Annotated in this window: 17 protein-coding genes and 1 riboswitch; of the genes, 4 read left to right on the plus strand and 13 right to left on the minus strand. The window is 63.1% G+C overall.

What is annotated here, in order from left to right:
• Position 1: 1 nt before the first annotated feature.
• The 4 genes from LWF01_RS12110 to LWF01_RS12125 are packed head-to-tail and all read right to left on the minus strand — an operon-like array spanning position 2 to position 3,764.
• Entirely contained in the window at positions 2-1,228 is a 1,227-nt protein-coding gene (locus tag LWF01_RS12110) for a YihY/virulence factor BrkB family protein (protein WP_349637637.1), read from the minus strand.
• 39 nt (positions 1,229-1,267) lie between these two features.
• Positions 1,268-1,795, minus strand: a complete 528-nt coding sequence (locus tag LWF01_RS12115; protein ID WP_349637638.1) for a 2'-5' RNA ligase family protein — start codon at positions 1,793-1,795, stop codon at positions 1,268-1,270.
• A 2-nt stretch (positions 1,796-1,797) separates the two neighbouring features.
• The gene (gene trpS / locus LWF01_RS12120; RefSeq protein WP_349637639.1) at positions 1,798-2,829 is read right to left on the minus strand and encodes a tryptophan--tRNA ligase; all 1,032 of its coding nucleotides are present in this window, start codon (positions 2,827-2,829) and stop codon (positions 1,798-1,800) included.
• 35 nt (positions 2,830-2,864) lie between these two features.
• Positions 2,865-3,764: a PfkB family carbohydrate kinase gene (locus tag LWF01_RS12125; RefSeq protein WP_349637640.1), complete on the minus strand. Its 900-nt coding sequence runs from the start codon at positions 3,762-3,764 to the stop codon at positions 2,865-2,867.
• A 183-nt stretch (positions 3,765-3,947) separates the two neighbouring features.
• On the opposite strand from LWF01_RS12125, the gene LWF01_RS12130 reads away from it, so the two are divergent.
• Together LWF01_RS12130 and LWF01_RS12135 are read left to right on the plus strand one after the other, a co-directional pair.
• Entirely contained in the window at positions 3,948-6,173 is a 2,226-nt protein-coding gene (locus tag LWF01_RS12130; protein WP_349637641.1) for a carbon starvation CstA family protein, read from the plus strand.
• Positions 6,174-6,182: 9 nt separating this feature from the next.
• A complete protein-coding gene (locus LWF01_RS12135; protein ID WP_349637642.1) occupies positions 6,183-6,401 on the plus strand; it encodes a YbdD/YjiX family protein in 219 nt (72 codons plus the stop codon).
• A 116-nt stretch (positions 6,402-6,517) separates the two neighbouring features.
• On the opposite strand, the gene LWF01_RS12140 is transcribed toward LWF01_RS12135, so the two are convergent.
• From LWF01_RS12140 to LWF01_RS12150, 3 genes are read right to left on the minus strand one after another with little or no spacing between them, the layout of a single operon-like run.
• Entirely contained in the window at positions 6,518-8,083 is a 1,566-nt protein-coding gene (locus tag LWF01_RS12140; RefSeq protein WP_349637643.1) for a phenylacetate--CoA ligase family protein, read from the minus strand.
• Positions 8,080-9,210 (minus strand): nitroreductase family protein, encoded by a 1,131-nt coding sequence (locus LWF01_RS12145; RefSeq protein ID WP_349637644.1) that lies wholly within the window; start codon positions 9,208-9,210, stop codon positions 8,080-8,082. The genes LWF01_RS12140 and LWF01_RS12145 overlap by 4 nt, the downstream gene beginning before the upstream one ends.
• Complete coding sequence (locus tag LWF01_RS12150; RefSeq protein WP_349637645.1) at positions 9,207-10,010, minus strand: exodeoxyribonuclease III; 804 nt, start codon at positions 10,008-10,010, stop codon at positions 9,207-9,209. The genes LWF01_RS12145 and LWF01_RS12150 overlap by 4 nt, the downstream gene beginning before the upstream one ends.
• 224 nt (positions 10,011-10,234) lie before the next feature.
• Between LWF01_RS12150 and LWF01_RS12155 the strand changes: the two genes are divergently transcribed.
• Entirely contained in the window at positions 10,235-10,741 is a 507-nt protein-coding gene (locus tag LWF01_RS12155; protein WP_349637646.1) for a GNAT family N-acetyltransferase, read from the plus strand.
• A gap of 127 nt (positions 10,742-10,868) precedes the next feature.
• Here LWF01_RS12155 and LWF01_RS12160 read toward each other — a convergent pair whose 3' ends face one another.
• A complete protein-coding gene (locus LWF01_RS12160; RefSeq protein WP_349637647.1) occupies positions 10,869-11,750 on the minus strand; it encodes a bifunctional methylenetetrahydrofolate dehydrogenase/methenyltetrahydrofolate cyclohydrolase in 882 nt (293 codons plus the stop codon).
• A gap of 6 nt (positions 11,751-11,756) precedes the next feature.
• Positions 11,757-13,013 carry a serine hydroxymethyltransferase gene (gene glyA / locus LWF01_RS12165; RefSeq protein WP_349640911.1) on the minus strand — a complete coding sequence of 419 codons (1,257 nt, stop codon included), beginning with the start codon at positions 13,011-13,013 and terminating at the stop codon, positions 11,757-11,759.
• Between the two features lie 91 nt (positions 13,014-13,104).
• A riboswitch (ZMP/ZTP riboswitch) is annotated at positions 13,105-13,213 on the minus strand.
• 63 nt (positions 13,214-13,276) lie between these two features.
• On the opposite strand from glyA, the gene purU reads away from it, so the two are divergent.
• Entirely contained in the window at positions 13,277-14,143 is an 867-nt protein-coding gene (purU, locus tag LWF01_RS12170; protein ID WP_349637648.1) for a formyltetrahydrofolate deformylase, read from the plus strand.
• 102 nt (positions 14,144-14,245) lie between these two features.
• On the opposite strand, the gene LWF01_RS12175 is transcribed toward purU, so the two are convergent.
• The 4 genes from LWF01_RS12175 to LWF01_RS12190 form a co-directional block, all read right to left on the minus strand.
• Positions 14,246-14,872 carry a hypothetical protein gene (locus LWF01_RS12175; protein ID WP_349637649.1) on the minus strand — a complete coding sequence of 209 codons (627 nt, stop codon included), beginning with the start codon at positions 14,870-14,872 and terminating at the stop codon, positions 14,246-14,248.
• Positions 14,869-15,279, minus strand: a complete 411-nt coding sequence (locus tag LWF01_RS12180; protein WP_349637650.1) for a DUF4383 domain-containing protein — start codon at positions 15,277-15,279, stop codon at positions 14,869-14,871. Before LWF01_RS12180 ends, LWF01_RS12175 begins: the two co-directional genes overlap by 4 nt.
• A gap of 98 nt (positions 15,280-15,377) precedes the next feature.
• Positions 15,378-16,019 carry a fasciclin domain-containing protein gene (locus LWF01_RS12185; RefSeq protein WP_349637651.1) on the minus strand — a complete coding sequence of 214 codons (642 nt, stop codon included), beginning with the start codon at positions 16,017-16,019 and terminating at the stop codon, positions 15,378-15,380.
• 137 nt (positions 16,020-16,156) lie between these two features.
• Positions 16,157-17,773, minus strand: a complete 1,617-nt coding sequence (locus LWF01_RS12190; protein ID WP_349637652.1) for a molybdopterin-dependent oxidoreductase — start codon at positions 17,771-17,773, stop codon at positions 16,157-16,159.
• Positions 17,774-17,925: the final 152 nt, after the last annotated feature.

Raw genomic sequence — 17,925 nt, forward strand, 5'->3', positions numbered from 1 at the left:
GCTACCAGTTCCGGAAGATTCTCTTGACACCTGTAACGACCAGGTTCACGCCGATCACCGCGGACGCGCCAAGCACGGCGCCGGCAGCTGCGGAGGTCCGCTCGGCGGCACGGGGACCAAAGGTTGGCGGCGTGGCCGGCCCGAGCGGCTTGGCAGCGCCATAGGCGTGCGGCGCCAGCGGCAAACCGTCCGCCGCGGTCGCCACCTCCATCACACCTGCGGTATGCGCGGCATCGACCCAGCGCACGGTGGCCCATGCGGCGCAGAGCAGCACGATGCGTCCGATCAGGTTGTACCAGATCAACAGGCCGATCAGCACCCCGGCGGAGGCCAGCAGCGGGTTCGAGGTCGCGCCGCCAAGCAGCGCCGAACCGAGTGACTTGAGGATGCCGAGGCCGACCGCTCCAAGGAGCGCAGCCTCGCGTTCCAGCTTGAAGCCGAATCGCAGCCTGCCAGCCAGGCGGAAAACCGCGATCAGGACCGCGGCATCGACAACGACGGCCAGCACAAAGCTCAGCGCCGCCAGGCCGACAGCGCCAACCAGCGATGACGTATCGAAACCAAGCTGGTCGAGCAGGGTGCGCGCCGTCCCTGTGACGACGGACAGCGAAGCCGACACAAGTACCCCGATGCCAAGCACGATCAGTGTGCCGAACTGCAACAGCTTGGTCATCACCGGGCTGCCGGTAGCAACCGGTCGCTGTGCCACCGCCCGCAGGCCTTGCCCGAACGCGTTCAGGCAGCCGACCGCGGTCAGCAGCAGCGATATTGCGCCGACCACCGCCGTGATGGTGAGTCCGCCGGTGGGGAGGTCGCCGGCGGTGGGAAGCATTCCCGACTCGGCGAGCCCGGGAACTCCTTCGGAGATCGACGCAATCACCCGCTGCTGCAGCGCAGGGTTGCCCTTGAGAACGAAACCAAACACAGCTAACGCAACCGCCAGCATCGCGAAGGTTGAGAAGAGACCAAAGTAGGCGATCGAGGCGGCAAACTGATTCCCTCGCACATTGCTGTAGACCGCAAAAGCGCGAAGCGGCAGCAGGGTCTTCAATCTGGCGACGAACGCGGTGAGCTTCGGCGCCAGTGCGCCTTCGCCGCCGGCCTGCGCCGCCTCCGCACGGCTGGTTGCGTAGCCGGCAAAACTGCGCATCGCCTCGAGATCGAGAGGATCCGGTTGCGTCGGTGGCGGGACCGCGTCAACCTCTTGGGTTTCGGTGCTGGCTCTCATAGCTGTAAGCCTAGCCATTCTTCGGTTGGCGGCCTTCGGTTAGGGGCCGAAACTAAACCGATCCTCGAGCCGCCAGCGGCCGTCCTCGCCATGAATGTACGCGCCGAACCCGTGCGCCATGAAGGTGAATTCAAAGTCGGCGAGCGCGTCCGAGGCGATGTCGAGCTGATCGTCATCAAGCTCGTGCGCCACCGTCACGTGCGGGTGGTAAGGAAAGTTGAGTTGCTGCTGCAATTCCCCGGTTCGGAGCCTTTCCGACAGGATCTGGCAGTCGCTGATACCTCGGGCGATCGCAACGAAAACCACGGGTGACACCGGGCGGAACGTTCCGGTACCGCGAAGCTGCATGATAAATGGCGAATAGTCGTCGGCGACGGCTCGAAGCCTTTCCCTGACGACGTCCCAGCTCGCCGCGGGCACCGGCGTCGGCGGAACCAACGTCACGTGCGTCGGGATGTCGTCGGCCCGCGGGTCACCGAACGATCTGCGCATGTGCTGCAGCTTCGAGCCAAGCGGCTCGGGGATCTCCAGCGAGACTCCGATCGTTAGTTCGCCAGTGACTGTCATGGTTACCCATTCACCCTCGGTAGAAACCCGACACTGTCATAGACCCTGGCCACCGTTGCGTCGGCAATAGCGGAGGCTCGCTTGGCACCGTCACCCAGAATCGCGTCGAGCTGTGCTGGATCGGCCAGGTATTCCTCGGTGCGCTCACGGATCGGGGCGAAGTACTCGACGACCACCTCGGCCAAGTCGACCTTGAGGTGACCGTACTGCTTGCCAGCGTACTCGTCCTCGAGGGTGCCGATGCTCTTACCGGAGAGCGCCGAGTAGATGGTGAGCAGGTTTGAGATGCCCGGCTTGGTGTCTCGATCGAACCGGACCTCGGTGCCGGTGTCGGTCACGGCGGACTTGATTTTCTTACTCAACGCTTTCGGGCTGTCGAGCAGGTTCAGGATGCCCAGCGGCGACGACGCCGACTTCGACATCTTCGCGGTGGGTTCCTGCAGGTCGTACACCTTGGCGGTCTGTTTGATGATGTGTGGTTCAGGTACCACCAGCGACTTGCCGAACCGCGAGTTGAAGCGCTCGGCCAGGTCGCGGCTGATCTCCAGGTGCTGACGCTGATCCTCCCCCACCGGCACCCGGTCGGCGTCGTAGATCAGGATGTCGGCTGCCATCAGCATCGGATACGTCAGGAGGCCGACGGACACCCGCTCCTGCTTGGCCGATTTGTCCTTGAACTGCGTCATCCGGGCGGCCTCACCCATCCCGGTGAGGCATTCGAGCACCCAGCTCAGCCGCGGATGCGCCGCGATCTGTGACTGCACGAACAGGATGGACCGGTCGGGATCGACCCCTGCGGCCAGGAACTGGGCGGCAGTCCGCCGGGTCCGGCTGCGCAGCTGCGCAGGATCATAATCCACCGTGATGGCGTGCAGGTCGGCGATGAAGTACAGCGCGTCGTGACTGTCCTGAAGCTGCACCCACTGCTGCAGGGCGCCGAGGTAGTTTCCGAGGTGCAGCGAGTCAGCGGTGGGCTGCATCCCGGAGAGCGACCGGGGTTTCTCTTGGGTGAGCGATGTTTCAGGAGCAGGCATAGCGTCCATTCTGCCTCAGCTCGGTGCCGGCTCCCCTAGCGGGCTTCCAGGCTTAGATCGGGCACCTGGAGCTGCGCGCCCACCTCGCGGCAGGTCGCCGCAGCGACCAACATGGCGAACTGCAGCAGTTTCGCCCAATCCTGGCTGTCCAGCGAGCTTCCGCGATGGACGATTCCCTTAAGCAGGGCAGCAAGGGCTGCATCGCCGGCACCCATGGTGTCCACAATCGGCCCTGGCAGATTTGCGATCGGGCAGGAAACCGCATCGCCTTTCCGGGTAACCACCCTGGCACCGTCCCGTCCGGCGGTGAGCAGCACCGCCCGGGCCCCCAGCCCGATCACGTGATTGCCGACCTGGTCGATGTCCTTGCCGTAAAGCATCTCGGCATCTTCGCTGCTTATCTTCGCCACACCGGAACGACGGGCAATGTGCTCGAATCCATCGCGGAAGGCGTCGATGTCACGGACCAGCCCCGGCCGCGGATTGGGGTCAACCGCGATAAGTGCGCTGGTCGAATCGAGCAGGGTGTCAAGAGCGGAGAGCTGGGCCGCGTTGTCAAACGGAAAGGAATTTATCGCCACCAGATCTGACCGGCTGGCCGCCGTGCAGACATCGGAATCCACATCGACGAAGCGGTTGACCATGGCTTCGTTGAACTCGTATCGCGGCTCGCTCTCCGTCCGATCGGAAATCGCCACTCCGGTGCCAAGCGGGTTCTCCGCGGCGAAGGTGGCTACGTCGTTCTGTTCGAGGTAACTACGCAACCACTCGCCGTCCATATCGTCACCAACGCAGGTAACCAGCCCGGCCCGCAGGTCCAGAATCGACAGCCCCACGGCCAGATTGAGCGCCGCCCCGCCAGGGAACCGGGAGTTGCCGTCGTTCGTGCGCACCTCATCAATGAGCGCGTCGCCGATCACAAGTGTTCTGGTCATTTCGCCTAGTCCTGCCTGCTGATGCCTAATTCAAAACAATACGCATAAAAGTAAGGATTTAGGTACGACTGGCAGCAATTAAGGTGACTCGACGAGCAATCGGCGTAGGCTCGTCCCGAACGCTATTCCCCGCGGGCCCACCCTGCCTCGCGTGTTCGTACCGTGACGAAGGAGTCATCGAGAATGTCCCTGCAGGAACGAGTGAAATCAGACGACGCGCTACCGCCCGTCGGAATTACCCAACGACCGCGGTGGACCCCGGCCAAGGTCGTGCTATGGGTTGTGATCGCGCTGATCGCCGCCACCGGCTGGACGATGATTGCCTTTGTCCGGGGCGAGAACGTCGATGCCGTCTGGTTCATCGCCGCGGCGGTCGGCAGCTACCTGATCGGCTTCCGGTTCTATGCGAAATTCATCGAGTGGAAGATCCTGCGGCCCGACGCTCGCCGGGCCACACCGGCCGAGGTGAACGACAACGGCCGGGACTTCATGCCCACCGACCGCAGGGTGCTCTTCGGGCATCATTTTGCCGCCATCTCCGGCGCAGGTCCCCTGGTCGGCCCCGTGCTGGCAGCGCAGATGGGTTACCTCCCCGGAACTGTCTGGATCATCGTCGGTGTGATTTTCGCCGGCGCCGTTCAGGACTACATGGTGATGTTCTTCTCGATGCGCCGCAATGGTCGCTCGCTCGGCCAGATGGCTCGTGAAGAGCTGGGCGTGGTCGGCGGCATCGCTGCCCTGATCGGTGTTTTTGTGATCATGATCATCCTGATTGCCGTGCTTGCCCTGGTCGTCATCAATGCCCTGGCGGAGAGCCCTTGGGGCGTTTTCTCCCTGGCGCTCACCATCCCGATCGCCCTCCTGATGGGCGTGTACCTGCGTTTCTTCCGGCCCGGCCACGTCGTCGAGGTGTCGGTGATCGGCTGCGTGCTGCTTGTGCTCGCGATCATCGCCGGTGGCTGGGTGGCCTCGACCGAGTGGGGCGTGGCCATGTTCACACTCGACAAGGTCACTCTGGCCTGGTGCATGATGATCTACGGCTTCCTGGCCGCCGTGCTCCCGGTGTGGCTGCTGCTCGCCCCGCGCGACTACCTCTCCACGTTCATGAAGATCGGCACGATTGGGCTGCTCGCCGTCGGAATCCTGATCGCCAATCCGGTCGTTCAGATGCCGGCCACAACTGAGTTCGCGTTCAACAGCAACGGACCGGCGTTTGCCGGCGCATTGTTCCCGTTCCTGTTCATCACCATCGCCTGCGGTGCACTGTCCGGCTTTCATGCCCTGATTTCCTCCGGCACGACGCCGAAGCTGATCGAGAAGGAGGGGCAGGCGCGGCTGATCGGCTATGGCGCGATGCTGATGGAGTCATTCGTCGCGATCATGGCGCTGGTGGCCGCGGTATGTCTGGACCGTGGAGTGTATTTCGCGATGAACGCCGCGGAGCCGCTGACCGGCGGCACACCGCAAGGCGCCGCGGAATTCGTCAACGGTCTCGGCCTGCCCGGGGTCGAGATTTCGGCGGCTGAGATTCAGCAGACCGCGACCGACGTCGGCGAGGAGTCGGTTGTCTCCCGTACCGGCGGCGCGCCGACCCTGGCGGTTGGTATGGCTGAAATTCTGCACACCTTCCTCGGCGGGACGGCGCTGAAATCATTCTGGTACCACTTCGCCATCATGTTCGAAGCGCTATTCATCCTGACCACGGTCGATGCCGGAACCAGGGTGGCGCGCTTCATGCTGTCGGACATGCTCGGCAACGTCGCCAAGCGATTCCGCGATCCTTCGTGGCGGATCGGCGCCTGGGTCTGCACCATTTTGGTCGTCGGCGCCTGGGGCTCAATCCTGATCATGGGTGTGACCGATCCGCTCGGCGGCATCAACACCCTGTTCCCGCTGTTCGGAATCGCCAATCAGCTGTTGGCGGCTATCGCGCTGGCCGTTGTCTTCGCCATCATGTGCAAGAAGGGGATGGCGCGCTACGCCTGGGTTCCGGGCATTCCGCTGGCCTGGGACCTCGTGGTGACGATGACTGCTTCGTACCAGAAGATCTTCTCTGCCGACCCGAAGCTTGGATTCTGGGCACAACACTTCCGCTACCGCGATGCGCTGGCCGCGGGAGAAACCAGCCTCGGGACGACCACAACGCCGCAGGCGATGGAAGCCGTTGTGCGGAACACCTTCGTGCAGGGTTCGCTGTCGATCATCTTCGCGGTGCTCGTGCTCATAGTGGTGCTGATGGCCGTGATCGTGTCGGTGCGCTCCATCCGGGCCGGCAGCCTGCCGACCACGGAGGAAGAAGCGACTCCGTCGAGGCTGTTTGCCCCGAATAGCCTCATCCCCAGCAAAGCCGAACGAGAAGTCGCTGCCGAATGGGCTGCGCTGGACGCCGGGAAGTCCGGGAAAGGGTAGGGCTCCTCGATGAATCAGGTGGTCAGGGCAGCGCGTGGCATCGGCTGGTATTTTCGCGAGCTGATGGGCGACAACGCCTACCGCAACTACCTGGCATCGTGGCGTCGCACCCATCCCAGCGCGGATGGGTGCGATGTCGGCACGGGAAACGGTCCGATGACGGAGCGGGAGTTCTGGCGAGCACGCACCGATGACCAGGATGCGAACCCGGGGCCGCGCTGCTGCTGACCGGGTGCGCGGCTGAAGCTGACCTCGTATGGCCGAGCGCGGTGCAGCGCAGCGGCCGGCGGGTAGGCGGCTTAGCGGCCGGAAGCAGGCAGCGCAGCGGCCGCCGAGTAGGCAGCTTAGGGCCGGGCGCGGTGTTCCGTCTTCAGCGCCCAACGGCCGTCGTCCCCGGCCGCCAACTGCCAGACGTACTCGTTCTTCAGCTTGCTGCCATCCTCCGCGAAGGGGCCGCTCCGGAACGAATAACATGCCAGAGATGGCAGCGCCGACGTCGGCGAGGTGACAATTGCATGATCGAAGTCGCTGTTGAGCCGCCGCAGTTCGGAAAAAACAAGTTCCCGGACCTGATCCTGGTCGATCTCCGGGCCGGTCTCCTTCAGCTGAAGTGCGATGTGCAGCTGCCGATCCCCGGCATCATCCTCGTAGCTGATCAGCCGATGGTTCTCTATCGTCTCGATCAGTTCCGGCGAACCGAAGATGACGTCACGCACCGTGTCGGGAGCGACGACCGCCCCGTTGAAGTCCACCGAAAGATCCGAGCGGCCGTAGTGGAACAGCAGGGGGAAGTCGAGCAGCTTCTTGTCGACGATTCCGCCTAGGCCGCTGCGACGAAGTATCGGCAACAGCTCACGGAGCCTGGTGACGTGACCACGATCGTGAATGTTGTACCTGATTCTCGGATTCAGGTTCTCCTTGCGGGTGATCGTGACCAGTAGCTCGCCGGCCTGGTTGGTCTCGATCAGATAGTTGTACGGGTTGAACTGGAAGATCATCGGTAGCACCCCGTACTCGTGTTGCCGGGTCAGCAGGCGTGCCAGCTCCGGGTTTCGCGCGATCTCCTGCCGCAGTGCGACAGTGAAGTCGGTTTCCAAGGCGAAGTTGATCTCCAGGTCCGAGGCGCCATAGGAACCGAACACGCTGTGCGCGTAGCGCGAGATGTGGGCGCGCATGTTTTCACTGATGCCTTCACCACCGAACGCGGCGACGATGTCGTACGTCGACCAATCGAGCCGTTCATCGTCGAAAAGTGACTTCAGGAATGGCGGGTAGCTCAGGATGATGTAGGTGAAGTCGGTTCCGAACTCGCGCATCGTCGCGATGATCTTGTCTTTGTCCGGTCCGATCGATTTGATCATGGTGACGTCGGCCAGCGAGGTCGTCACATTCATGCCGGTAGCCCAGGCGCCAAGAGAAAAGGCATTCAGCACGAAGGGTTGCTTCGGCAACCGATTCGAGGTCTGCGCGAATCCAACCTGGAGCAGCACCCGGGTCGCGACTCGCTCGTCTGGTCCGCGTACCCAGCTGGTCGGGTTGCCGGAACTGCCGGACGATTCATCCACCACGACGCCGCGACGGGGAAGCTCCCCGTCCACACACCGCTGGGTGATCGACCACTTCCGGATGTAGGAGTCCTTGTCCATCTCCGGGATGGTGGCAAAGGCCTTTGTGAGGCTTCCGCTGTCCGGCAGCTCGTGCGGAAACCCTTTCGACGTCAGGAACTCGCGGTAGGCAGGCACCCGCCGGGCCGACGCCTCGAAAGTTCGCAACGCACGCCACAGGCCAAGCCGCCAGCGCAGCGGCTCGATGCCAGGCAGCAGTAACAGCTTGTGCGTGCTGACTCGTCTGGCAAGCAGTCGCACGGCGAGGTCCTGCGCGCGGACTATGGCAAAAATCAGCTTCTTCATCCGGGTTCCCCAAGGATCATCTGGTCGACCGGGCGGCGATGCGCGGCCGGTGGAGTCTTGCTATGTCCCATCCGAAACAGCATCCAGGCCATCGAGCCGTCGGTCTCCGAGATGCCCAGGGTCTCGACGAGCCGAGCATGTGAGCGGGGGTTGGTGATTACGGTGCCGAATGGGTGTAACGACACCTGGTTGGCGCTCAGGAAAAGCCATATCTTCATGAACGTCCGCCCGGCCTGCACGTAATCGGCCGGCGAGGCGAAAGGGCCTTCCAGCCAACCCAGCTGGCGGACTCCCCGCATGGTGTTCAGATAGGCCGCCCGCAACGCGACGCCCAATCCGGGTACCGTCCAGAGCTGCCGGTTCTTCATCGCGGCGTTCAACACCTGACCATTGACCAGCATCGTCTCTGCGCTGAGTCCGTCGGCTTTCCGCGCCGCTTCCGCGCGGGAGAAGCGCAGCCAGCGCATGATTTCGGCATGCACAGCGTCATTCTGCAGGTCGTCGAACAGGGTTTCCTGATTGATATGCACAAGCTGCCTGACGATTCCGCGGTTCTCGGTGGTGCGGAAGACGTAACCGCCTGCCTGCGCGATCTCGCGTGCGCCGTCCACGACCTGCCGGTCAGCCAGCGATCTGTCGTAACTGCGCCGGGATGTGCGCCGGTTCAGAAAGACGGCTAACGCCATCCGGTCGGCGTCCGTGGCTGCATGCGGGACGAGACGAAGGTGGGCGAGAAAATGCAGGCGGCATTCAGCGGAGAAGTCCATGTCGCTGTAGGCGAGCGATTCCTGCAGCAGGAATCCGCGTGCCGCCGCGACAACCCTGAGTGACTCCAGAAACGTGCCGGCACAAACGTGCCCGAACGGAATTCCGAACGATTCGGCCGGCAGTCCAAGATCGAGATCATAAAACAACTCCGCGTCGTACCCAGCGCCGTCGGGCACCACTGTGCTGTCGTTCCCAGCGCCGTCGGACGCCACGGTGGTCTCGGCCGGCCAGGCCGCTCCCCCGACCGGACGGACCTTGATCGGCTGGGAATTGTGCGGCGAGGGGTACCGGCGGGCTTCTTCCAGCACAGCACGCCACACCGACGTCCCCGCCTGCTCCCGCCCGCCGTCGTCACTCACGACAACAGGTCGTAATCAACGACAAGCGGCGCGTGGTCGCTCCATCGCGTGTCATATGACGGCGCACGATCCACCTCACAGCTCCTCGCCAGCGCAGCGAGTTCCGGGGTCGCCACCTGGTAGTCGATTCGCCACCCGGTGTCATTGTCAAAGGCCTGACCGCGGTTCGACCACCAGGTGTAGGGGCCATCGACCTCGCCGGCGATGGTCCGGGCGACGTCCACCCAGCCGAGCTCGCCGAAAAACCGATCGAAATATGCGCGTTCCTCCGGCAGGAAACCCGCCTTCTTGACGTTGCCCTTCCAGTTCTTGATGTCGAACGTTGTGTGCCCGACGTTGAGGTCGCCGACCACAACGGCGTAGTCGGACTCCTTCCGAAGCTCCTGCAGCCGCTCGATCATCCGGTCCAGAAAGAGGTATTTGTCATCCTGCTTCGGGGTGCCTGCCTCGCCGGAGTGTACGTATGCGGAAACCACAGTCAGCTTCTTGGAGCCCGCTACTTCGATGTCCGTCTCGATCCAGCGCCCCGAGTTGAGGAAGTAGTCGATCCCGATCCCGATCCTGGTGGCAAGTGGCCGCACCTTCGTGGCTACCGCAACCCCGGCACGGCCCTTCGCCTCGGCAGGCGCGGTGCCGACATGAAGGCCGCTCGGACTCAGCAGGTCGTGCACGATCTCGTCGGGGGCGCGAACTTCCTGCAGCGCGAGCACGTCCGGCTGCCGGGTTTCGAGCCAGGGCTGCATTCCTTTCCGCCAAGACGCGCGGAGGCCGTTTACATTCACAGAAGCTAGTCGAAGCATGGCTTCAATCCTGCCACGGTGCACTGACAGTCACTTCCGCTACCCGCCGCTTGACCGGGTAGGCTCGCCTGCAATAGTTGGGTTTAAGAAAGGCACATTTACTATCTGTGCCCGTTCAGCGTATTTTTTAAGCAGAGCAAAGACGTGTTCGGTCCTTCGCTCTGACACCAGTAATTGCCGAGATCCGACGCAGGCCGGCTTTGCATACTCACTGTGGAGGAACCATGACGTTTACCGAACAGAATGTCAGCAGCAGCGATACTGCGCTGACCATCGTGCCGCTGGACGAGATCGACGCCACCGACCTTCGCGACTGGCTGATCAACGCCCAGACCGATTTCTGGGACGAACGCGACCTTCGCGACCAGCACCATCCGGTATGGTTCCGCCAATTCGGGTCAGACGGGCTGGTGGCTCGCAGCGACGGCACAACAGTCGGCTATTTGCTGGGCGTCGTACCGGTGTCCGGGGTCGCCTATGTCCACCTGGTCGCCGCTCGCCGGGATCACCGCGGCATGGGAATCGGCCGCAAACTCTACGAATCCTTCATCGCCAAGGCCAAGCAGCAGGGCGCACGCAGCATCGAGGCGATGACGAGCGCCGGCAATTCCTCATCCATCGCATTCCATACCGCAATCGGCTTCCGGGCCGAAATCGTCGCCGATTATGCCGGCCCAGGCGAGGATCGGGTCCTTTTCGAGATGCCGCTCAACGGCAACGACCACGGCTAGGGAAATTTTAACGGTTCACCGGCCGGGAATTCCCGCCGCGTTCGATGCACAAAGAAATGGCGCGGCTCCGATGGAAAATCGGAGCCGCGCCATTTCCTTGTCCTTACATAGCTTCAGGAATATCGTCCTAATCGAGCGTTCGTTCCGCGGTTTCCACCACATTGCTCAGCAGCAGCGCCCGGGTCATCGGACCTACTCCCCCGGGATTCGGCGAAATCCAGCTTGCCACCTCTGCGACGTCTGCGGCGACGTCCCCAACGATCCGCGGTTTCCCTGTCTCCGGGTCGTTTTCCCGGCTCACCCCGACATCGAGCACAATCGCGCCCGGCTTCAGCTGGTCCGCGGTCACCAGGCGTGGCGACCCCGCTGCTGCGACGACGACATCCGCCGCTCGCAGGTGGCTGGCCAGATCGGAGGTTCCGGTGTGAGTCAGCGTGACCGTCGCGTTGATCTCCCGGCGGGTGAGCAACGATCCGATCGAGCGCCCAACCGTGACGCCGCGTCCAATCACGACGACATGCTTACCCTTGAGGTCGATATCGTGACGGAGCATCAGGTCAATCACCCCACGCGGCGTGCACGGCAACGGAGTGTTGATCGGTTCACTGACATTGAGCATCAGCCGGCCCAGGTTCATCGGATGCAGCCCGTCGGCATCCTTCGCCGGATCAACGCGCTCCAGGACCGAATTGGTGTCAATCTGCTTCGGTAGCGGAAGTTGAACGATATAGCCGGTGCAGCCAGGATCGGCGTTCAACTCATCGATGACACCATCCAGCTCTTCCTGGCTGACGCTCTCGGGCAGGTCACGGCGAATCGACTGGATGCCGACCTCGGCGCAGTCCTTGTGCTTGCCGTTGACGTACCAGGTGGAGCCGGGGTCATTGCCAACCAGGACAGTACCGAGACCGGGGGTGATTCCCCGGTCTTTGAGCGCGGCAACTCGTTCGGTCAACTCCGCCTTGATCGCTCCCGCGGTCGTCTTGCCGTCGAGAATTCTCGCTGTCATCTTCGTTTACTGCTCCAGCCCGGGGTACAGCGGGAACTCCGTTGTGAGTTTCTTCACCCGGAGCTTCAGCGGTTCGATATCCGCGCCGGGCTTCAGCGCACTGGCGATGATGTCGGCGACCTCACGGAACTCGGCCTCACCGAATCCGCGGGTGGCGAGCGCGGGCGTGCCGATCCTCAGGCCGGACGTCACCATTGGCGGCCGCGGGTCGAACGGGACGGCGTTGCGGTTCACGGTGATTCCCGCGCTATGCAACAGGTCTTCGGCCTGCTGCCCGTCGAGCTTCGAGTTGCGCAGATCGACGAGGACCAGGTGAACGTCGGTGCCTCCGGTCAGTACCGAGACGCCTTCCGAGGCGACATCGTCGGCAAGCAGACGCTCGGCCAGAATTTGCGCACCCTCAATGGTGCGTCGCTGCCGATCCCTGAACTCTTCCCCCGCGGCGAGCTTGAACGCAACGGCCTTCGCGGCAACGGCATGCATCAGCGGGCCGCCCTGCTGTCCGGGGAAAACGGCGGAATTAAGCTTCTTGGCGTATTCCTGCTTTGCCAGGATGAATCCGGAACGCGGACCACCAATGGTCTTGTGCACGGTCGAAGAGACAACGTCAGCGTGCGGGACCGGGGTCGGGTGCAGGTCTGCGGCAACCAGGCCGGCGAAATGCGCCATATCCACCCAGAGCTTTGCGCCGACCTCATCGGCGATCTCGCGGAATGCCGCGAAATCCAGGTGCCGCGGGTATGCGGACCAGCCCGCGATGATCACCTGTGGCTGATGCTTCCTGGCCGCGTCCCGAACGATGTCCATATCGACGCGGAAGGTCTGTGGGTCGACGCCGTACCCGGCGACATCGTAGAGCTTGCCGGAGAAGTTCAGTTTCATGCCGTGGGTCAGGTGGCCTCCGTGCGCCAGCTCGAGGCCGAGGATCCGGTCGCCCGCCGACGCCAGAGCATGCAGGACGGCGGCGTTCGCCTGGGCGCCCGAATGCGGCTGGACGTTTGCGAAGTCGGCGCCGAACAACGATTTCGCCCGCTCACGCGCCAGGTTCTCGGCGACATCGACGTATTCGCAACCACCGTAGTAGCGACGGCCCGGATACCCTTCGGCGTACTTATTGGTCAGCACCGAACCTTGAGCCTGCAGCACAGCCCGCGGAACGAAGTTCTCCGAGGCAATCATTTCAAGGGTGTCGCGTTGGCGACCGAGTTCCTGATCAAGAACGTCTGCAATCTCGGGATCAATGTCCTGCAGCGATCCGTTCATGATCTCTGCGGTTGAGGCATCACTCACGCGGGCGTCTCCTTATTCGTAGGGTGGTCGTCTTGACCACATAATGGTTCCAATGTGAGCAAGATCGTCCGGCCCAGGCGAACGGCCAGCTGGCTGCACGCAGCCAAAGATCAATGTCCTTCCACGTCGCTTCTCGGTGGTGTCCCACCCCAACGCCAGTCACGACAACGCCAACTTTAGCAATAATGCCGTCCCGCGGTGTGGGCGGCAAATATTCGTCATACTAGGCTTTCCCCATGCCCGACGACGCAACCCCCACGAATACCGAATGGGTACTAACCATCTCCTGTCCTGACCGGCCGGGAATCGTGCACGCCGTCACCGGCATCCTGGTTCAACTCGGTGCGAACATCACCGAATCGCAGCAGTTCGGCAACCCAGACTCCGAGCACTTTTTCCTCCGGCTGCAGTTCGTGTCGGCGGCCACTGAACAGGAGATAGCGAACGCACTGCGCCCGGTCGCGGATGAGCTTTCGCTGGAGGTCGGCCTCGACCGGGTCGGCCGGCCGGTTCGCACCCTGGTGATGGTCTCAAAGGCCGGCCACTGCCTCAACGATCTATTGTTCCGCCAACGTTCCGGACAGCTGCCGATCGAGGTGGTCGGCGTCGTCGGAAACCATACCGACCTCGCCGGGCTCGCCGAGTTCTACGGCGTGCCGTTCCACCATGTTCCGGTGACGGCGGAGTCCAAGGAACAGTCGGAGGCGACGATCTCGGAGCTGGTCGATTCTCTGGATGTCGAGCTTGTGGTCCTCGCCCGGTACATGCAGATTCTGTCCGCAGAGCTGTGCGACCGGCTGCGCGGGAAAGTAATCAACATTCACCATTCGTTCCTGCCGAGCTTCAAGGGTGCCCGCCCCTACCACCAGGCACATAAGCGAGGAGTCAAACTGATTGGTGCGACGGCGCATTTCGTCACGACAGATCTGGACGAGGGCCCGATCATCGAACAGGACGTGGCACGCGTGGACCACAACCAGCGGATCAGCGATTTCGTCGCGCTCGGCCAGGAAATAGAGGCCCGCACCCTGGCACGCGCGGTGAAGTGGCACGCGCAAGGCCGGATAATTCTCGACGGACAGCGGACCGTCATCTTCCGCTAGGGCGGATGCTTCCCAGCGCAAGCACGCGCCATCAGCGCAAGTGCCTGGCAGCTTGCCGTCCGCGCAAGCAGCGCAAGCGCGCCGTCGGTGCAAGCGCAGTCGTCAGTGCAGGTGCGCACCGTGCGGCTGGGCGCTGGCACCCGCATCGGTTGCCGCGAGGCCGGTTGTAGTCAGCGCGGCGACCAGAACGCAGCCGAAGAAGAGAGTGCCGAGCAGCGCCGCGGCAGGCAGTGGTACTGCGAAGAACGGCCGGGCATTCGCCTGCTGTGACCTGAACAGCGCGACGATACTGATCAGGATTCCCAGCTGGAGGGCAAGGGCTGCCGCATCAGCGGCGGTTGGGATCCTCAAGGCAGCAGGGCCGAACGGCATAGCCTGCAGATGCAATGCCAGCCAGGCCGCCAGCGACAGGATCGTCACCGTGCCCGCAGTTCGCGGCATCACAACGCGCTTCGACCGGAGCATGCCTACGCTCCAGGCCAGCTGGGCCACTGCCAGCAGCAGGATGCCGACCCCGACAGGTGGCCACCAACGGTAGTTGGCGACCACGACCGACAGGTGAATCAGTCCCGCCCCCAACGACGCAGTCGCGCCCCACAGCCGAATCGCATCAGCGATAGTCGTCTGTGGGGCGGGAGCCGCCTCTGTGATCGATTGCTCGCGGGTTCCGCGCTGAGCGCTGGAACCCGCGACAATCGGCGCCCCGGCGTTACCCAGGGACCGGATCATGCCCGAACTGCCCTGTTCTCGGCAGCCTTGTCCTGCGACAGCCCGACCACGAGCAGAAGCACGGCAGAGGCCAGGTGCAATACGTTGTCCGCACCGTTCAGTGCCAGGATGTTGGCACCCGAGTTCAGCAGGAACAGGCCGAGGACACCGACCAGCAGGTACACGGCTCCGACCAGAGTGTTCACCGAACGCGAGGATTTCACCGAGCGCAGCCCGGCCAGCAGCAGGGCTGCACCGATAGCCAGGTGGATGATGTTGTGCAACGGGTTGACCTCAAAAACGATGAGGGTGGAGCCTTCGGTGCCAAAGAAGCTGACGCCGGATGTTACGAAAAAGCCGAGGATCCCCACCAGGAGATAGACAACTCCGAAAACAGTGGCGAGCAAGCGATTCGGTGATTTGGACATTGCCTTGCCTTTCTTTGAACCCTGATGGGTTGGGATTGGAGCGGTGGGCGGCGGGAGATTTCCACCGCCGCCCACTGCGGGTAGTTTCCGATCGTCGATTACTCAGGCATCAGAACGGTGTCGATCATGTAAACCGTTGCGTTCGCGGTCTTCACACCGCCGCAAATGACTGCGCTCTCACCGTTGACCATCAGCTCCTCTGGCGAACCTGAAACCTCGACCTCGCCGCCCTGGACCGTCTTGTGCGTTCCGACGATTGCATCCGGTGCGATCTGGCCCTCAATCACGTGGTAGGTCAGGATCTTGCTGAGCAGGTCGGCATCAGTCTTCAGAGTTTCGATTGTCTTGTCATCGATCTTCCCGAAGGCGTCATCGACCGGGGCGAAGACTGTGAACTCTCCACCGTCCAGCGTGCTGACCAGGTTGACATCGGGGTTGAGTTCCCCGGAGACCGCCTGGGTCAGGGTCTTCAGCAACGGATTGGCACCTGCTGCCTCGGCCACCTTGGCCTCAGACATTCCCTGGACGGAGCCGGGACCGTCTGCGTTTGCCTCGGCGTAAGCCGCACAGCCCGGCCCGACGGGACCTTCTGCCATTGCTTCCGTAGTCGGCGCCGCCTCCGGTGCGGCCGATGAGGTCTCAGAAGAAGAGCCACCACCGCCCGAGCAGGCGCTCAGCATCAGCACTGCTGCGCCCGTTACTGCGAGCAGTGCGCTGTACTTCGTGTTTTTCCGTAGCATGTCAGTGCCTTTCGCTTATGTGCCATTTCTTTGATTGAGCTGTTCAACGTCAGTGGCAGATCTTGCGGCCCTGCTCATGAACTATGGGGTATTCGCCGCAAGCCAGGTGCCGGATGGTTCGACGCCGGAAATCTTTTTCATTCCACCCGCACCATTCGGTTGTGCAGGCCGGTGGCGCCGTCGGGAAGCGGGTCGGCACGCTTGTCGGTCTGCAGGTTTCCGTCGGCATCCGTTGCCCGGACGTAGATGTAGTGATTGCCCTTGTCCCTAGCGGTCCACTCGTAGCGCCATTGTCGCCAGGTGTCCGGGCCCGGAACCTCCGCGAGCGTGGCTTCCTGCCAGCTGCCTTCGTCAATCCGGACTTCGACCTTGCTGATTCCGGTGTGCTGCGCCCAGGCGACCCCCGCGACGGCGATCTTTCCCGGTCCGATCTTGGCGAACGATTTGGGCACGTCGATTCGCGACGCCAGCTTGATCGGCGCCCGCTCGGCATAGCCGCGCGGAGTCCAGTACGCCTGCTTCTGATCGAACCGGGTCACCTCGAGGTCGACGACCCACTTGGTCGCAGACACGTAGCCGTATAGGCCGGGTACTACCATTCGCACCGGGAATCCGTGTTCCAGCGGCAGAGGTTCGCCATTCATTGCCACGGCGAGGATGGAGTCCCTGCCTGGGTCGGTCAGCGCCTCCAGCGGCGTGCCTGCCGTGTATCCGTCCTGGCTTGAAGACAGCACCATGTCCGCATCCCGGCTCACGCCCGCCTCCTCCAGGAGCAATCGGATCGGGTAGCCGAGCCAGACGGCGTTTCCGGCAAGGGTTCCGCCGACTTCGTTGGAAACGCAGCTCAGGGTGATCACTCGCTCGATTAGCGGCTTCTTCAGCAACTGATCGAAAGACAGCTCAACTTCCTTGTCCACCATTCCGTGGATTCGAAGCGACCAATCGTCCGTCGAGATCTGCGGCACCTGAAGCGCCGTGTCGATCCGGTAGAAGTCCGCGTTGCCGGTGACGTAGTCGGAGACGCCATCCACCTCGAGTTGCGCTCCGTCGGGGATAGTCGCTCTCCTGCCCGGTCGAGGCAGCCGGATCGCTTCACGGCTGGCCTGCGCTCCACGCACAGTCGCGGTGACGAGCCTGCCGATGGTCGCCGATACAACGGCTATCAGTGCCGTTCCCACCGATAGCTGCACGAAGCCACGTCTGCGCACGGATCGTGGGTTAACCGGCAGCGACTCAGCTGTGCCACCAGGTCCGTTGCTGGTCTCCTCGGCCGGGCGCAGCGCACCGGTCAGCAGCCGAAGTGCGACGATGCCGATGGCCACTCCGATCACGGTGGGCAGGGCGGCGGATACCCCGGCGCCGACCCTGGTGACCGCAGCAATCACCCCGAGCGCGCCAAACACCACGAAGATTGCGGAGCCGTATGGCCGGGAGCGTCTTTCCAGAACGCCGGCGATCGCGGAAAGTGCCGCTATCGCCAGCCCCATACCGACGAGCAGCGCGATCTTGTCGTAAATCCCGAAGGTCGCGATGGCGAAGTCCTTGACGCCCTTGGGCGCTGAGTCCACCACAACGGATCCGATCGCCAGCACGGGTGAGGTCCGCGCGCCGGTGAGGACCGTGATCAGTTCGGCGATGCCGAGGGCGAGGCCGGCGGACAGCACCCCGGCCAGTGCTTTGAGCCCAAGGCGGCGCAGCTTCGCACCACGGGTTTGACCGGGGGCAGGTGGCGTCGGCTCATCGTTGGTGTTCATGCACGTTATTCGTCGCGGACCCGGTTGCCGGATGGGTTCATATCTCACCCATCCGAGCCTGGATCGGCGCCGAATACAGGCTGTGAGCATTCGCAGCGCACGGAACAGCTTGGAGCGGCCCTGGCACATCCTCTTTGAGCCGGCTTGCTACA

The organism is Saxibacter everestensis (assembly GCF_025787225.1).
Lineage (GTDB): Bacteria > Actinomycetota > Actinomycetes > Actinomycetales > Brevibacteriaceae > Saxibacter > Saxibacter everestensis.

Bases quoted from the DNA above. Each gene is read 5' to 3' on its own strand.
- LWF01_RS12155 (WP_349637646.1), top strand. From the start codon at position 10,235: ATGACGTTTACCGAACAGAATGTCAGCAGCAGCGATACTGCGCTGACC.
- purU (WP_349637648.1), top strand. From the start codon at position 13,277: ATGCCCGACGACGCAACCCCCACGAATACCGAATGGGTACTAACCATC.
- LWF01_RS12160 (WP_349637647.1), bottom strand. From the start codon at position 11,750: ATGACAGCGAGAATTCTCGACGGCAAGACGACCGCGGGAGCGATCAAG.
- trpS (WP_349637639.1), bottom strand. From the start codon at position 2,829: ATGCCTGCTCCTGAAACATCGCTCACCCAAGAGAAACCCCGGTCGCTC.
- LWF01_RS12140 (WP_349637643.1), bottom strand. From the start codon at position 8,083: ATGAAGAAGCTGATTTTTGCCATAGTCCGCGCGCAGGACCTCGCCGTG.
- LWF01_RS12190 (WP_349637652.1), bottom strand. From the start codon at position 17,773: ATGAACACCAACGATGAGCCGACGCCACCTGCCCCCGGTCAAACCCGT.
- LWF01_RS12185 (WP_349637651.1), bottom strand. From the start codon at position 16,019: ATGCTACGGAAAAACACGAAGTACAGCGCACTGCTCGCAGTAACGGGC.
- LWF01_RS12125 (WP_349637640.1), bottom strand. From the start codon at position 3,764: ATGACCAGAACACTTGTGATCGGCGACGCGCTCATTGATGAGGTGCGC.
- LWF01_RS12150 (WP_349637645.1), bottom strand. From the start codon at position 10,010: ATGCTTCGACTAGCTTCTGTGAATGTAAACGGCCTCCGCGCGTCTTGG.
- LWF01_RS12180 (WP_349637650.1), bottom strand. From the start codon at position 15,279: ATGTCCAAATCACCGAATCGCTTGCTCGCCACTGTTTTCGGAGTTGTC.
- LWF01_RS12130 (WP_349637641.1), top strand. From the start codon at position 3,948: ATGTCCCTGCAGGAACGAGTGAAATCAGACGACGCGCTACCGCCCGTC.
- LWF01_RS12135 (WP_349637642.1), top strand. From the start codon at position 6,183: ATGAATCAGGTGGTCAGGGCAGCGCGTGGCATCGGCTGGTATTTTCGC.
- LWF01_RS12175 (WP_349637649.1), bottom strand. From the start codon at position 14,872: ATGATCCGGTCCCTGGGTAACGCCGGGGCGCCGATTGTCGCGGGTTCC.
- LWF01_RS12115 (WP_349637638.1), bottom strand. From the start codon at position 1,795: ATGACAGTCACTGGCGAACTAACGATCGGAGTCTCGCTGGAGATCCCC.
- LWF01_RS12110 (WP_349637637.1), bottom strand. From the start codon at position 1,228: ATGAGAGCCAGCACCGAAACCCAAGAGGTTGACGCGGTCCCGCCACCG.
- glyA (WP_349640911.1), bottom strand. From the start codon at position 13,013: ATGAACGGATCGCTGCAGGACATTGATCCCGAGATTGCAGACGTTCTT.